Here is a 14745-nt window from a genome sequence, read left to right as displayed (position 1 = left end):
TCACTGTATTCAGTTAGTTGGCTAACTAGTTTTCACGGCAAATCAAATCAGTTCCTCTATTGGGTCAAACTTATTTACAAAGCTTTACATCCAGATTAGCAATCCGGATAAAAAAAAGAGTAGAGTTAATTCCAAGGTGCTTAGCTAAGTATCTATTTTTAACACAAAAAAGTTTAACAGTGTTGTGTAGTACCGCTGTTTTTAATTCAGCACTGTTAGATGGATTGAGGTTGTTTAAATGAAAAATAAGTTTACCAACGAATTTTTAGCAAACACGGATGATGCACGTGCCGGGAAACTTTCAGATATTCAGCAGCAACTTGATGAGTTACAAAATAATGGCATGACTGCAATGGATATCAGAACAGTGCTATTCAACAAGATGCTCGATGTATATCAAGTACCAAGCGATCATTTTCTTCGTGATGGTGAAACACCAGAACGAATCGACGACCCAGCTATTGTCGTTAAGCTAAACAAACTTGGCTTCACTAAAAAGCGTCGTCACCAACTACACTAATACGCCGTAATTAATTAGTGGTTGTTATTCTGAGGGCCTACATCCCTCACTAAATAGGCTGTTTCTTGCCCGTCACAGCCTATTTTCTCCCCCCTTTTTACCGTATCATCTAGCTTTAAAATTTTTTGAGATAAAGATGGAACCAGCTCAACTTAAACGCGCCATAAATACTAAAATGCCATTTGGAAAGTATGCTGGTCGCCCTTTATTATTGCTGCCAGAGCCTTATTTAGTCTGGTTTAAACAGCAAGGATTTCCTGATTCCCAGCTAGGTGCACAGCTAGCGATGATGTATGAAGTGAAGCTCAACGGCCTTGAGAAAATGCTAATGCCATTATTAGATGAAAAATATTAAACTTTTTTCGAACTTTTATATTTAAGTGCGGTCTATTACTTTGCTACTTGTTTATTTTTGGTTTTAATCTTTAAAAAGCGCCCTAGGCGCTTTTTTTATGCCTGCAATTTAAAGCGAGTTACTTTTAAACAAATGAATAGTAAATTTTGCCCCGCCCAATTGAGAGTCACTTACCTCAGACTGCCCTTGATGCCAACTGACAATTTTAGCAACTATTGCCAGACCTAACCCAAAGCCACCAGTTTTCTTGTCACGGCTTTTATCTAGACGAGTAAATGGCTTAAATATACTTTGCCACTCAGATTTAGCGATCCCTGGGCCGTCGTCTTCAACACTTATTTGTATCGAATCACCCAACTCTTCAATACTTAGATGAATTTTATGGTTGGCGTATTTTTGTGCATTGCCTAAAAGGTTTTGAATACAACGCGCCATAAAATGCTCGTCACACTCGTAATAAAGCTGCTTAGGTGCAGTCACTGCGACCTCAATGTCAGTAGCAAACTCAAGTTTATTCACCACACTGTTAATAAGCGCTGTCAGGTCACACGAATGGGGCTTTAAGCTTGGTTGGTGTGAGTCAAGTCGTGCGTATTCGAGCATTTCAGACACCAGTGCTTCAAGCTCTGCAATATCAGCCTGCATGTTATCAATGTATGTGTACGACTTTTCATTCTCGATTTGCTCTTCGAGCATGGCAACAGCAAACTTTAAACGCGCAAGGGGCGTTCTAAACTCATGAGAAACGGAGGACGTCAGTTCTTGCTGCGCAGCCAGTAGATACTGAATACGCTCTTGCATCGCGTTTAGGGTATCAGTAATCGGCAGAAAAAATGATTTTGAGGCATCGTGAAGTTCAAAGTCTTGCGATCCTCCTACAGCTTCACAGGCGAGCGTCAATTTATTAAAGTCACGCCACAGTAGCAGGCTCCACAGTCCAATTGGCAAGCCAATCACAGTTAATAATAAAAAGTATGGCCAAACGGAGCTAAAGTTTGGATTTTCAATAGAAAGTGGGCCTACTTGCAAAAGCTGAGTGTCATTAAGAGCTATGTACCAAACCACTTTTTGTTCTTGGTTGAACAAATACAGGTAATGGTCAGTTTGTAGCTGTGTTTTTAGGTCTTCAGGAAGTGCTAGATCGCTGAGGTTTATGATCTCACTTTCGAATTCTTGTTGAAGTGTCGCTAAGCCATTTTCAGTTTGGCTTAATAACCACAGAGATTTACCAAATTCTTGGTCAAGGGCTATTTGTTGTTGGGTTTCTTCGTAGGGCCATAACTGCTCTATGACCCCACTAACAAGAAACAGAGAAACTATTATATAAAGATATAAGCTAGCAAATAGTTTCCCCATTAATAATTACATATCCCATGCGTCAGATACGAAAAGGTAACCTTGTCCCCAAACTGTTTTAATTCGGTATGGTTTATCACTGTTATCACCTAATTTCTTACGGATACGCGATACACGTACGTCAACGGTTCGGTCTAAACCATCATATTGACGACCAATCATATGTTGATGAACATGCTCACGACTTAACACTTCACCAGCATTTGACGCAAGCAACCAAAGCAGCTCAAATTCATGAGAAGTCAGTGTAATTTCACTGCCTTTAAGTGTAACAATGCGGCTAGTTTTATCAATGGTTAAATCGCCAAAGCTAAGCTCTTCTGGCGCTTTGTTTGTAGCTTGACCGCGACGTAACAATGCATTGATACGTGCTAACAATACACGAGGTTCTGCAGGCTTAATTACATAATCATCTGCGCCAAGTTCAAGGCCAATCACTTGGTCAAAGTCCTCACCTTTAGCTGTCAGCATTAAGATAGGTAAGCTAAATTTATCACGTACTTGACGGCAAACGCTAAAGCCATCTTTACCCGGTAACATGACATCTAAAATCATTAAATCAACTGGGTTGTTTTCAAGGTATTCAAATACTTCGTCGCCGCGTTCAAGGACCGCAACATCCAACCCATTATGTTGAAGGTAATCACGTGTTAACTGCTGTAAGCCGAGATCATCTTCAACAAGTAAAATCTTTGCCATTGGTTGCTCCTGAATTAAAAAAAGCTCCACGGTGAGCGTAACCTACGCCTCGTTGTTTTTGCTTCGGTGCTTTGCACTTCGACTTTTGCGGTCGCAATTTTGCTCCCCGTGTGCGGATTGACTAAGGAGTATATTGTTTCAACCTGAACCCGCGCTTTATGGCTATATAGCCCTTTCTTGCTGTCGTTCCAGCATTGAATTTGTTGGTTATTTTGAAACAAACACAGATCTTGAGGTTGTTTAGTTTGCCAGCTGATTTTTAACTCAAGATCACAAAATTCGTGCTGTTGTAATACAACACACACTTTTGGCGTGATATCAAACTGAGTCGCTTGCGCATGGCTTGGGGTAGCCCAAAAAAAAGCAGCAAACACACACAGACTAAAAACAAAATACTTCATATTAAAAAATATGATTGAATCCTATAAATGCAGTCATCGAGTACGTGTGTTCAAAAAGCGGACTGTCATCCACGGCTGAGTAGTCATAATATGCTAAATGAAAACGAAGAGAGTTAGCCTCACTCAGGGGCCAACGGGCGTCGATTTTAGCATAAGGTTGCCAACTACTGCCAACATCTATTTCCCCATATGAGGACTCTTTAGCCGATAAACCATAAAAATAATCATTTAGTCTGGCTGATTTGTACCAAACCCCTAAGCTAGGTGCGACAGATAGGTTTCCTATGCGGTGATGTGATTGCCATTGTAAAGCACTACGAAGGCCTTTATAAACGCCCGAAATATCGGCTAGTGCCTGTAAAGAAATCACATGATTATTATGAATATAGTGATAGCTTAAGCCAGCATCTAATGCCCATCGTCTCTTTTTAATATCATTCGTCGATACCGACTTTTCTGCCAGTTCATTACTGGTGGTCGATTCAACAATAAAGCTATTCGATGTTTGCAGTGCAAAAACATTGCTTGGGTGAAAATCAATAAAAAAACGAGTCTCAGGGTTGAACTCGGTAACAAAATTAACTACATGAGTATCGCTTTCTTGGAATGAATAACCTAAACGGCCATTATCAAAGAACCATTTTTCACCATAAAAAGCAATTTCAGGCAGCACAATTAATGGTAAGTTATCGCCACCATGAAGCGGGTTCGTGATCACCCCTGCTCCCGTATTAATACTTAGGTGCCACTGCTGGGTATCGATCTGTTGATTTGCCACACGGCTTTCACGTTCAGTGCGCGTTGAGTCATCGGCGCTTGCTTGACTTACTAGCATGCCTATCAAGACACAAACCGCTGCGCACATCCTGATCGTTTGAGATTTCATTGTTATTTTACGACCAAAGGGGTTTTGCAATAAGAGCATAATATCAAGATGTGAACAAACTGTCGTTGCAAGGTTACAACTATTCACAAATTTGATACATATATCGATTAAGTTTGTTACTCTTCGACGATTTCGATACGATTTCGACCATGCTCTTTGGCTAAATAGAGCGCTTTATCGGCTTTTGCTATGAGTTGTTCTGGATTACTAGTTTTAGCTTTTATAGCAATACCAAAACTAGCTGTTACTTGGCTTAACACCTTATTAGATTTAGGGTCTTTGATTTGTAATTTGGTTACAGCTTGACGTAGTTGCTGAGTGAAGTTAGTCATGTCACTAATACTGGCAAACTGTGCGGTGAAGCAAAACTCTTCACCACCATAACGATAGGCCTGACCAACACTAGATACATGTTTAAGTAGTTTTGCAGAAACTGCACGCAAAACTTGATCCCCTTTTTGATGACCAAAGGTGTCGTTAAATTGTTTAAAGTGATCGATATCGACCATAGTAAGGACAGCGACTTCTGCTAGGTCATTGGTTTGACAAAACCGCGTGATATCTTCATCAAATTTACCGCGATTATAAAGCCCTGTAAGTGGGTCTTTTTCGGCTTTACTTCTAGACCTAACAAGCTCTTGTTTTAATTCTGTAATTTCAGAGTAAGCCAGCGCAAGCTGATTTTGAAAATCTTGTGCACGACTTTGCAAAGCCGCCGACTCGTCACTTAAGCGCTCTACACAGTCAAGTACATCATCAAAGCCGCTTTCCTGACTTATATCTGCACTAGTTAGTGTGTCACGGCACTCTTGTAAGGCCTGATTAAATTCAGCTGAGTAATTAATGGCTTCATTGATATCTTGATGCACTTTACCAACAACATCATTAAACCCGCCAGATAGCTGATAAAATAATGCCAAGTCGTCCCGAGATAAATACTTGTTGAAAAGATGCTTTGCCTGCTCATGGCTACAGGTATTGTGTTTTTTAATAATACTATCAAGCTCTTCGTTTAAGTCTTGATTCTTTTCGCTAACATAACAATACCAAAGCGCATAATTAAGCGGAGTGATTGGCATTTTGTACTTTACCATTAGAGGAATTGCGAGCTTTAAACAATGGCTCGAGTAGCTTAAAGAATGTTCGGCTTGCGCTGAGAGTATCATGAGTCTAGGCCATGAAAATTTTATTATTTAAATTAAGTTAACAACACAAAAAGAAAAATCAATGAAAAAGGATTTTAGCGGTGTAAAACCAGCAAAAAACACGAAAACTTTTAACAAAAACCAATACTAAATAACTAACAAAATAAACCATTTGTATCAACATAATATAGTTAGCAGTAAAGTCGTAGCCTCTATATTTTAAGCTAAATTGCTTGCTGAGTAAGCGATTGAGCAATACTCCAAATGGCGTTGAGTGCCGGATCATGCCGCTCTTTATTTAAAACAGCTAGACCAATTTCAAATCCTGCAATAGTCTGCTCTGCATCACTCACTATTTGTACTTTATCTTTGAGCGGGCTGTTATCCAGTACAATTTTTGGCACCATGGCAATACCTAAACCTAAACTCACCATAGAAACCATGGCTTCATGGCCTGCAACCTGCGCATATATTCGGCCATGGATATTCTTTTTACGCCACCACTGTTCAAGGCGCTGCCTTGATAACCCCTGCTCAGCAACGATAAATTCTAAATCTGACCAATCAATTTGTTCATTGGCATAAAGCTTTTCGCTGATCGGGCATGCTATTTTTGGTGCTATCAGAACTAATGGTGAGTAACCTACACTGGTAAAGGCAATTTGCCCCGGCAACTTCATAGGTTTTGCAGCAATTGCCATATCTTCATGGCCATCTAAAACACGATTTATTGCAAGAGCAGGATCACCGGTATTGAGGGTAATTTCAATATATGGATGTTGCATTCGCAGTTGCTCGAGTATTTGGTGTAAAAAGCTATACGAAGCTGTTACTGAGCAATAAATACTGACATTGCCATAAACATGCTGTTGCGGCTCTTGCACATTAGCCTTAAAACGATGCCAGTTAGCAAGCGTCGCATTAGCGTACTCAATAAATGACTCACCTTCGCGGGTTAATTTTACGGTGCGATTATCCCGATTAAACAGCACTACCCCAACTTCTTCTTCTAGTTGCTTGATGTTACGGCTCAAAGTTGGCGCACTGATATGGCAGAGCTCACTGGCTCTGGCAAAGTGCAGGGTCTTAGCTAACGCCAAAAAGTAATTAAGATGTTTGTGATCCATATCGCTACCATTTCATTTTATGAAATACTTTAATTCAAATATATCATTTTACGCAAGGTAAAAAATTGCATAGTGTTAACACATACAAAGAACACTACGTCGGTTCTTTGATTTTCTAACAAAATTGTATTTATAGGACACTAACAATGGCGAATTATTTTAATACTCTTCCTTTAAGAGAGCAGTTAGCGCAATTAGCGCAGTGTGAATTTATGGATCCAGCAGAGTTTGCTGATGGTGTAGACGCTTTAAAAGGAAAAAAACTCGTTATTGTCGGTTGTGGCGCACAAGGCCTTAACCAAGGTTTAAATTTACGTGATTCAGGTTTAGATGTTTCTTACACACTTCGTGAATCAGCGATTGCTGAGCGTCGTCAATCTTTCTTAAACGCATCTGAAAATGGTTTTACTGTAGGCACATATGAAGAGCTTATCCCAACAGCAGATGTTGTATTAAACCTAACGCCTGATAAACAACATACGGCTGTTGTAACTGCCATCATGCCGTTAATGAAACAAGGTGCAACACTTGCTTATTCACACGGCTTCAACATTGTTGAAGAAGGCATGCAAATCCGTGAAGACTTAACAGTTATCATGGTTGCACCTAAGTGCCCTGGTTCAGAAGTACGTGAAGAGTACAAACGTGGTTTTGGTGTACCAACATTAATTGCGGTTCACCCAGAGAACGACCCTCAAGGTCATGGTTTAGCGCAAGCAAAAGCGTATGCAGCAGGGACCGGTGGTCATCGTGCAGGTGTATTAAAATCATCATTTATTGCAGAAGTTAAATCTGACTTAATGGGTGAGCAAACGATTCTGTGCGGCATGTTACAAACAGGTTCACTACTTTGCTTCGATAAAATGGTCGAAAAAGGCATTGACGCAAGTTACGCATCAAAACTAATCCAGTACGGTTGGGAAGTAATTACTGAAGCGCTTAAGTATGGTGGTGTGACTAATATGCTTGACCGCTTATCAAACCCAGCAAAAGTGAAAGCGTTCGAATTAAGTGAAGAGCTTAAAACTATTATGCGCCCGCTTTATAACAAGCACATGGACGATATCATCAGCGGCGAATTCTCACGCGGTATGATGGCTGACTGGGCTGAAGATGACGCAAAATTACTAGCATGGCGCGCAGAAACTGCCGAAACTGCATTCGAAAAGCAACAAAATACCGACCAAGAGATCAGCGAGCAAGCATTCTTCGACCAAGGTATTTTAATGGTTGCAATGGTTAAAGCAGGTGTTGAGCTTGCCTTCGAAACCATGACTGCGGCAGGTATCATCGCTGAATCTGCTTACTATGAATCACTACACGAAACGCCGCTTATCGCAAACACCATTGCTCGTAAGAAGCTTTTCGAAATGAACCGAACTATTTCAGATACTGCAGAGTATGGCTGTTACTTATACAACCACGCGTGTTTACCGCTGCTACAAGACTTTATGAAAGGCATCGATACAGATGTGATTGGTAAAGGTCTTGATAGTGCAAGCAACCAGGTTGATAACCAAACCTTGATTGCCGTGAATAAAGCACTACGCGAGCACCCGGTTGAAATCATTGGTAGCAAGCTACGTGGTTACATGTCAGCAATGAAGAAAATTGTTTAACCCTGGAAAGTAAGTTTCGCTTGTTAGAAACCAAGCCCAATTGCTTATATGCTTTGGGCTTTTTTTTTGTCCCTACATTGATTCGTCATCTGTAAAGTGTATGCTAAAATTACTGACTTAAATGTTGTAAACTAAGACACTTTCATGGCGTTAAATCAACTCACCATTACTAAAAAAATCACACTGCTTGGCAGTTCAATTGCTCTCATTGTTGCTGCGTTAATAGGCGCAACAGCGATATACAGTGCAAAACAAATCATCGAAAAACGAATGATAGAATCTGAACTACCTAGCAAACTACAAGCAATTGATAATTATATTACTCACGATATAAATCAAATGATCAGTGCAGCTGAGCAACTCTCTAGTAACGAATTTGTATTAGAGTGGGCGCGTTCAGGCAATACTGATGATAAAACACTGCTAAAAGAACTTAACCGCCTTGTTAAGCAATACGATTTAGCAACCGCTTCGTGGGCTAATCGTGAAACTGCACAATATTGGAACCAAGACGGCTTTTTGCGCGTTTTAACGCAAGAGCAAGATGGTTGGTTTTTTGCGTTTACAAACACCGCACAGCCTTTTTCTATCAGTATCTATCAAGAGTCGCCGACTGATGTGAAAATGTTTGTAAACCACCAGCAAACCAACGGCATTGGTTTAGCAGGCCTTGCTAAAAGCATTGACGATATGCAGGCAATGCTGAAACGCTTCCAAATCGAAGAAACCGGTTTTGTATTTGTTGCAGATAAAAACGGCCTCATTCAACTGCATAAAGATGAGAATAAAGTCGCTAAAGCTAAATTGGATGACGTTTATAAAACGGGCATCACGCGTACTCTGCTAACGCAAAGCGACTTCAATTTACAAGAAATTGATCTTAACGGTGAAGCAACCTTAGTGGCAGCAAGCCCTATTAAAAACACCGATTTATTTGTTATTGCCCAAGTGCCTAAGCACGAAGTATTTTCGAGTATTCAGGTTTTACAATGGCAAATCATCAGCTTTGCAATTGTCATTGCGCTAATCGCAAGTTTTGCTGGTTTAGTGCTTGCACGTACGCTTTCATCGCCGCTGTCGAAAATGGCTGAGTTATTCACCCGTTTAGGCTCTGGTGATGCTAATTTAGCATATAGACTTCCTGACTCTGAGCAACCTGAACTTGCTAACCTATCTGCAGGCTTTAACCAGTTTATCTCTAAGATTGAAACTGCAATTAGCCAAGTTGCTCAAGAAAGTAGTGAAATCAGACAAAGCGCTGATCATGTGTTTCAGCAAGCACAAAAGAACTCAGTAGCGCTTGATAATCAAAAAGAGCAAACTATCTCTGTTGCTGCGGCAATTAATGAAATGGGTGCGACTGTGCAAGAAATTGCCTCAAGCGCAGCTAACACCGCTAAGCTCACTGAGAATAGTAAGCAGAACACTGAACAAAGCCATACTCAGGTAACGCAAAGTAAAGAAGCGATAATAGAGCTGGCATGTGATATCGATAATATCACCGAGCAAGTAAACGAGTTGGCAAATAAAACACAAGCTATCGCAAGTATTGTTGACTCTATTAGAGGGATTTCGGAGCAAACCAATTTGTTAGCACTCAACGCAGCGATTGAGTCTGCACGTGCCGGTGAGCACGGCCGAGGCTTTGCAGTTGTAGCGGATGAAGTAAGAGCGCTTGCAAATCGCACTTCACAATCAACAACTGAAATTCAAACGATGATCAGTGAGCTAACGAACACGTCTGATTTAGTGGTTAATCACATCAACCACTCAAAATCTCAAGCTCAATTAAGCGTTGATGCAATGCAGAGCTCTGTTGAATTACTAAATGCCATTAACGATGCTGCCAATGAAATAAACGATATGGCAACCTTAATAGCAACTGCGACCGAAGAGCAAAGTAATGTAGTGGCAGATGTGGGTCGTAATATTGAGCAAATAAGTGATATTAGTGACAACGTCATGCGTGAACAAATTGATAGTGAACAAGCAATCAAAGACTTAGCAAACAGTGCACAAACTCTTGATGACCTTGTTGCGACGTTTGATAAACGCTGACACGTTTTGTAACAGTTAACCCTGACCCTTTTTCATTCACGGCCTATACTTAAATGGTATTAGGCCAAGAATTAAGAGGGTCAGATGAAATTACCTAGCATTGTTTTAGCCTCAAGCTTTTGCTTATTAACAGCGTGTAGTAGTACAGAAAAGAACACCGCTCCCCCACCACTTGCTTTGACGCAAAGTAATACGTTTACTCAAGCCCCAGTTGAAACTCAACAAGAGATTTTTGCATTAAGCGAACATGTAAAAGAGCAACTTGATAGTGCTTTCCCAAAAGACAGCCGTTCATTGCAAAGCACTAAACGTTTACTGAAGTTCCTGTTACAAAATGGTGATTCGTCTTTATCTTATCAATCTGGTGCGACCTTGACGGCTAGTCAGGCATATTCAAATTTAAACGCCAACTGTTTATCGTTATCGATTTTAGCCTATAGCCTTGCTGACTACCTTGGCCTTGAAGGACAATTTCAAAAAGTGCATATTCCAGAATATTGGGCACTTGATAATGGCTTTAATTTACTCACTGGCCATATCAACTTAAAAGTAAGTGAGGCTCAAAAGCTCGTGGTAAATAGAAAAGTCATTTACCCAGAAGAACGCTCTTTAGTGATAGACTTTGACCCTAACAGCCGCCAAGAAGTATTTAAAACCAGCAACATTAATAAAGCCCGCATCACAGCAATGTTTTATAACAATAAAGGCGCTGCTGCGATGCTAAAACATGATTATGATACTGCTTTTAGCTATTACAAAGCGGCAGTTGATATTGATAGCAACTACTCAGGTGCATGGGGCAACCTTGGGGTGTTATTCAGATTAACGAGTGACTATCAACGTGCTGAAACAGCTTACCAATACGCGATTAGTTTAGATCCAGACAACAATACCGCATTAGGCAATTTAGCAAGACTCTATAACCTGACCGATCGTAAAGAGCAAGGTCAAGCTATATTAGCCAAGCTTGATAATAAACGCCAAGCAAACCCGTATTACCATATTTCTTTAGGTAATGATGCCTATACAACCGCCCGTTACCAAGATGCCATAAAGCACTACAAAAAAGCCCGTGACTTAAATCCAACCCTGCATGATACTGATTTTGGTTTAGCGAGAACCTACTACCAATTAGGTGACTTAAAGCTGGCTAAAAAGTATTTAACTATGGCTAACAATAAAGCAGACTTTGATCATGATAAACAGCGTTACGAGAGTAAATTACAAGCGCTTCGCTCGCATACTGCAAAGCTTATTGATTACCGCTAGTGCTGTACTGATAAGCACTGGGCAAGCATTTGCCAATACAGACTTAGAACACGACATCATAACGCTAACATCGGCTCAATTTGCTGGGCGAAAAACGAATACCGAGGGCGCGAAATTAGCCGCCGACTTCATAGTAGGGCGCTTTGTAGCACTTGGCTATTCGGTTAATGAACAAGGTTTTACTTATCAATCAGGATTCTTTGGCAAGGCTACTGGACGGAACATTATTGCGTCCCAAAATAGCCGCTGTGAAAACTGTAAAAAAGTTATTTTTACTGCCCACTATGATCACCTAGGGCAAAAAGGCAGTCGGCTTTATCCTGGTGCTAATGACAATGCCAGCGGCGTTGCTGCTTTACTTTATTTAGCTAAGCACTTTGCACAAAGCCCCCAGCCCTATCAATTAGTTTTTGTTGCAACAGATGCAGAAGAAAATGGCCTACATGGTAGCGAGTACTTGGTATCGACACTTAATAAAGACGAAATCAAACTTAATATTAATTTAGATATGCTCGTTGTGAACCCACGAAAACCGCGTATCTATGCGTTTTTAGATAAGCAATCATTAGCGCAATATCAAGCTGAGATTAAAGTCCTATCAGATGAGCAGCTCACCTTTATGGCAACTAGCTCGTCAGCGAGGCTGAATCGATTATTTGATCTCAACGTTGATTGGCGCAGAGCAAGTGACCATTATTCATTCGCTAAAGCCGGGATCCCTTATATTTATTTTGGCATCGGACACGATAAACATCATCATCAAAGCACTGACACAGCGGCGCACATTGACTTTACATTGTTCGAATATGCCATGGCGAAGATAGCCCTATTTATTGAAAAGCTTCCAAGTTAGCTATTTGGGTAGTTCAGAGGTTAAAACAAACTGCCTTTTTTGTGCTTTGCTGAGCTTTTTTACGCTTATTTCAAGTTTAGTTGCTTCACTACGATTACCTACCTGCTGTTGATAGATAAGTGTTAAAGGCCCCTTGCCTTTAAGGTTTTTAGCCCCTTTTCCCGCTTGATGCTGCATAAAACGCTTTTCAACATTGGTGCTGATCCCAGTGTACCAGTGACCTAAACGTGTTTGCACTATATACAAATGCCACAGAGCCTCTGAATTTTCGTTGTTTTTTATAGGCTGCTGTAAACTTTCTGGGTTTGCTGTGGTCAAATCTGTGCCTCGTGATTGTTAATCGCATTTCAGTAAAAACAATTACTGAAAAGGGTTTTACCTTCTGTGACTAATCGGTATCATGCAGTGTATAAAAAATAAGGATTCAAACAAATAATGCAGTCGTTTAAAACTTTTTCTTTTTGGTTAGTACTTACCCTTACTTTAAGTGCTACAGCAGGGTGTTCAAGCTGGGTTTACCGAATCAACATTCCTCAAGGTAACTTCTTAGAGCAGTCAGATGTAGATAAGCTTCGTGTAAATATGACTCGCGAGCAAGTACTATATGTACTAGGCAAGCCAGTAGCTGAAGACTCATTTGATAAAAATACCTGGCACTACCTGTACGTATTCAATATTGGTCGCAGTAACGAGCAACGTAAGTCACTCACTATTAACTTTGAAAACGATAAGCTAGTTTCGTTATCGGGTGACTATGAACAACCAAGCGAATTTAATACGCCGCTTGAACAAGAGTAATAGCAGCGCAAATTATTAAGGGTAGCCTAAGCTACCCTTTTTTATGCCTTATTAAGCGGACGCCCACCTGTAATTTTATTAGCACGGCCCTCTTCTTTGGCTTTTTCAGCCCGGCGTCTGCGTGCATCCTTTGGATCAGCAATAAGCGGTCGATAGATTTCTATGCGATCGCCATCTTTTACTTCTTGATGCAGTTTACAAGTACGATTCCAAATCCCAAGCGTTAGGTTATTTGCGTCTATTTCAGGGCACTTATCAATAATACCTGACTTAATCACCGCTTGCTCAGCTGTAGTGCCTACTGGCACTTCTACCAGCAAACTGGTTGCCGTTGTTGGTAAGGCAAAAACCACTTCAACAGTGATCATGGGCGAACTCCATATACAGTTTTAGCACGTTGTGTAAATGCATAAACCATGTTCTTAGCGACTTCGTTAAATACTTTTCCGAAAGCCATCTCAATAAGTTTACTAGCAAATTCAAACTCAAGGTGAAGCTGAACTTTACATGCTTTATCGTCCAGCGGTAAAAAGTGCCATTTGCCTTGCAACTTTTTAAATGGACCATCGACTAAGCGTAGCGCAACAGTTTGCTCATCAATAAAGGTATTTTCGGTAGTGAACCACTTTTTTAAACCCGCTTTTGAGATCTCTAAACTGGCCGTCATGCCACTGGCTTGTTGTGTAACGATTTTAGCATCTGAACAATGTGGTAAAAACTCTGGATAAGCATCAACATCATTCACTAAATCAAACATTTCTTTGCTGCTGTACATTACCAGCGCACTTTTTTCTATTTGCGGCATATTCACTCCCAACTTTGTCGGCGAATTTTAGCAAGCTTTGGCTGTTTCCCCAAATTTTAGTAACACGAAAATATTTGCAAAGCCTTAAAAAAGCGATGTAAAAACGCTGTTTTTACGTATAATATGAGCCACTATGGCTAAGAAAAAATCATCTAAATCGACAACTAATACCATCGCGCTTAACAAAAAAGCGCGTCATGAGTATTTTTTACACGATAAGTTCGAAGCAGGTGTTGAACTACAGGGCTGGGAAGTAAAAAGTATCCGAGCTGGTAAAGTAAACATCTCTGAGACTTATATTCATATTAAAAACGGCGAAGCATTTTTACTTGGCAGTCAAATTCAGCCACTCAATAGTGCTTCTACTCACGTAATTTGCGATCCTCTTCGTTATCGTAAGTTACTTTTAAATAAGCGTGAAATCGATCGTCTTATCGGTGCTACAGAACGCGATGGTTTTTCATTAATCGCGACTGCTATGTACTGGAAAAAATGCTGGGTGAAGTTGGAGTTCCACCTTGCTAAAGGTAAAAAGATGCACGACAAACGTGAAGACGGAAAAAATAAAGATTGGGCGCGTGAAAAAGAACGCCTGATGAAACATAAAGCTTAATTTATGAAATGAGCCTAACCTTTTTGGTAGGCTCGTACCCCTTACCAGCCCTAACTTTCCCCACTTAAGAACTTTAACCCCTTAATAAACCCATACTTTTTTGCTATTTCATTCTCAACCATTTACATGGTATCAATCTTTGTCGTGATTAATTCACAACACTTTCACAATTATACAAGGATTGAAATATATGAAGAACACCCACCGCTTTATACAACGACCTCTCTATGCATTTACAGTT

At 40.4% G+C, this 14745-nt stretch carries 17 protein-coding genes; 8 read left to right on the top strand and 9 right to left on the bottom strand.

What is annotated here, in order from left to right:
• Positions 1-238 precede the first annotated feature (238 nt).
• Positions 239-520: a hypothetical protein gene (locus KQP93_RS06215; protein ID WP_054561872.1), complete on the top strand. Its 282-nt coding sequence runs from the start codon at positions 239-241 to the stop codon at positions 518-520.
• Positions 521-656: 136 nt separating this feature from the next.
• Positions 657-875: a DUF3820 family protein gene (locus KQP93_RS06210; protein WP_217876361.1), complete on the top strand. Its 219-nt coding sequence runs from the start codon at positions 657-659 to the stop codon at positions 873-875.
• Positions 876-983: 108 nt separating this feature from the next.
• Here KQP93_RS06210 and KQP93_RS06205 read toward each other — a convergent pair whose 3' ends face one another.
• The 6 genes from KQP93_RS06205 to ilvY form a co-directional block, all read right to left on the bottom strand.
• A complete protein-coding gene (locus KQP93_RS06205) occupies positions 984-2231 on the bottom strand; it encodes an ATP-binding protein (protein ID WP_217876360.1) in 1248 nt (415 codons plus the stop codon).
• A gap of 6 nt (positions 2232-2237) precedes the next feature.
• Positions 2238-2930, bottom strand: a complete 693-nt coding sequence (locus tag KQP93_RS06200; protein WP_054562019.1) for a response regulator — start codon at positions 2928-2930, stop codon at positions 2238-2240.
• A gap of 14 nt (positions 2931-2944) precedes the next feature.
• Positions 2945-3331, bottom strand: coding sequence for a DUF3019 domain-containing protein (locus tag KQP93_RS06195; protein WP_217876359.1), 387 nt, complete (start codon positions 3329-3331; stop codon positions 2945-2947).
• A gap of 1 nt (position 3332) precedes the next feature.
• Entirely contained in the window at positions 3333-4166 is an 834-nt protein-coding gene (locus KQP93_RS06190) for a MipA/OmpV family protein (protein WP_217876358.1), read from the bottom strand.
• A gap of 167 nt (positions 4167-4333) precedes the next feature.
• Positions 4334-5311: a GGDEF domain-containing protein gene (locus tag KQP93_RS06185; RefSeq protein WP_254907718.1), complete on the bottom strand. Its 978-nt coding sequence runs from the start codon at positions 5309-5311 to the stop codon at positions 4334-4336.
• 275 nt (positions 5312-5586) lie between these two features.
• The gene (gene ilvY, locus KQP93_RS06180; protein ID WP_217876356.1) at positions 5587-6489 is read right to left on the bottom strand and encodes an HTH-type transcriptional activator IlvY; all 903 of its coding nucleotides are present in this window, start codon (positions 6487-6489) and stop codon (positions 5587-5589) included.
• Between the two features lie 146 nt (positions 6490-6635).
• On the opposite strand from ilvY, the gene ilvC reads away from it, so the two are divergent.
• The 4 genes from ilvC (at position 6636) to KQP93_RS06160 (ending at position 12288) form a co-directional block, all read left to right on the top strand.
• Positions 6636-8108 (top strand): ketol-acid reductoisomerase, encoded by a 1473-nt coding sequence (ilvC, locus tag KQP93_RS06175; RefSeq protein WP_055020946.1) that lies wholly within the window; start codon positions 6636-6638, stop codon positions 8106-8108.
• 144 nt (positions 8109-8252) lie between these two features.
• Entirely contained in the window at positions 8253-10166 is a 1914-nt protein-coding gene (locus tag KQP93_RS06170) for a methyl-accepting chemotaxis protein (protein ID WP_217876355.1), read from the top strand.
• An 84-nt stretch (positions 10167-10250) separates the two neighbouring features.
• On the top strand, positions 10251-11435 hold the full coding sequence (locus KQP93_RS06165; RefSeq protein WP_217876354.1) for a tetratricopeptide repeat protein: 1185 nt from the start codon (positions 10251-10253) through the stop codon (positions 11433-11435).
• Positions 11422-12288 (top strand): M20/M25/M40 family metallo-hydrolase, encoded by an 867-nt coding sequence (locus KQP93_RS06160; protein ID WP_217876353.1) that lies wholly within the window; start codon positions 11422-11424, stop codon positions 12286-12288. The genes KQP93_RS06165 and KQP93_RS06160 overlap by 14 nt, the downstream gene beginning before the upstream one ends.
• Here the strand turns inward: KQP93_RS06160 and KQP93_RS06155 are convergent, their stop codons facing one another.
• The gene (locus tag KQP93_RS06155; RefSeq protein WP_062564301.1) at positions 12289-12606 is read right to left on the bottom strand and encodes a GIY-YIG nuclease family protein; all 318 of its coding nucleotides are present in this window, start codon (positions 12604-12606) and stop codon (positions 12289-12291) included.
• 117 nt (positions 12607-12723) lie between these two features.
• Between KQP93_RS06155 and KQP93_RS06150 the strand changes: the two genes are divergently transcribed.
• A complete protein-coding gene (locus tag KQP93_RS06150) occupies positions 12724-13086 on the top strand; it encodes an outer membrane protein assembly factor BamE (RefSeq protein ID WP_063528054.1) in 363 nt (120 codons plus the stop codon).
• A 41-nt stretch (positions 13087-13127) separates the two neighbouring features.
• Here the strand turns inward: KQP93_RS06150 and KQP93_RS06145 are convergent, their stop codons facing one another.
• Complete coding sequence (locus tag KQP93_RS06145) at positions 13128-13454, bottom strand: RnfH family protein (protein ID WP_058585457.1); 327 nt, start codon at positions 13452-13454, stop codon at positions 13128-13130.
• On the bottom strand, positions 13451-13891 hold the full coding sequence (locus KQP93_RS06140) for a type II toxin-antitoxin system RatA family toxin (protein WP_217876352.1): 441 nt from the start codon (positions 13889-13891) through the stop codon (positions 13451-13453). Before KQP93_RS06140 ends, KQP93_RS06145 begins: the two co-directional genes overlap by 4 nt.
• Before the next feature lie 133 nt (positions 13892-14024).
• Between KQP93_RS06140 and smpB the strand changes: the two genes are divergently transcribed.
• Complete coding sequence (smpB, locus tag KQP93_RS06135) at positions 14025-14504, top strand: SsrA-binding protein SmpB (RefSeq protein WP_217876351.1); 480 nt, start codon at positions 14025-14027, stop codon at positions 14502-14504.
• Positions 14505-14745: the final 241 nt, after the last annotated feature.

Source organism: Pseudoalteromonas shioyasakiensis, assembly GCF_019134595.1.
Classification (GTDB): Bacteria; Pseudomonadota; Gammaproteobacteria; order Enterobacterales; family Alteromonadaceae; genus Pseudoalteromonas; species Pseudoalteromonas shioyasakiensis_A.
Note: the sequence above shows the minus strand (reverse complement) of the source record. Positions and strands in the feature narration are given on the sequence as shown.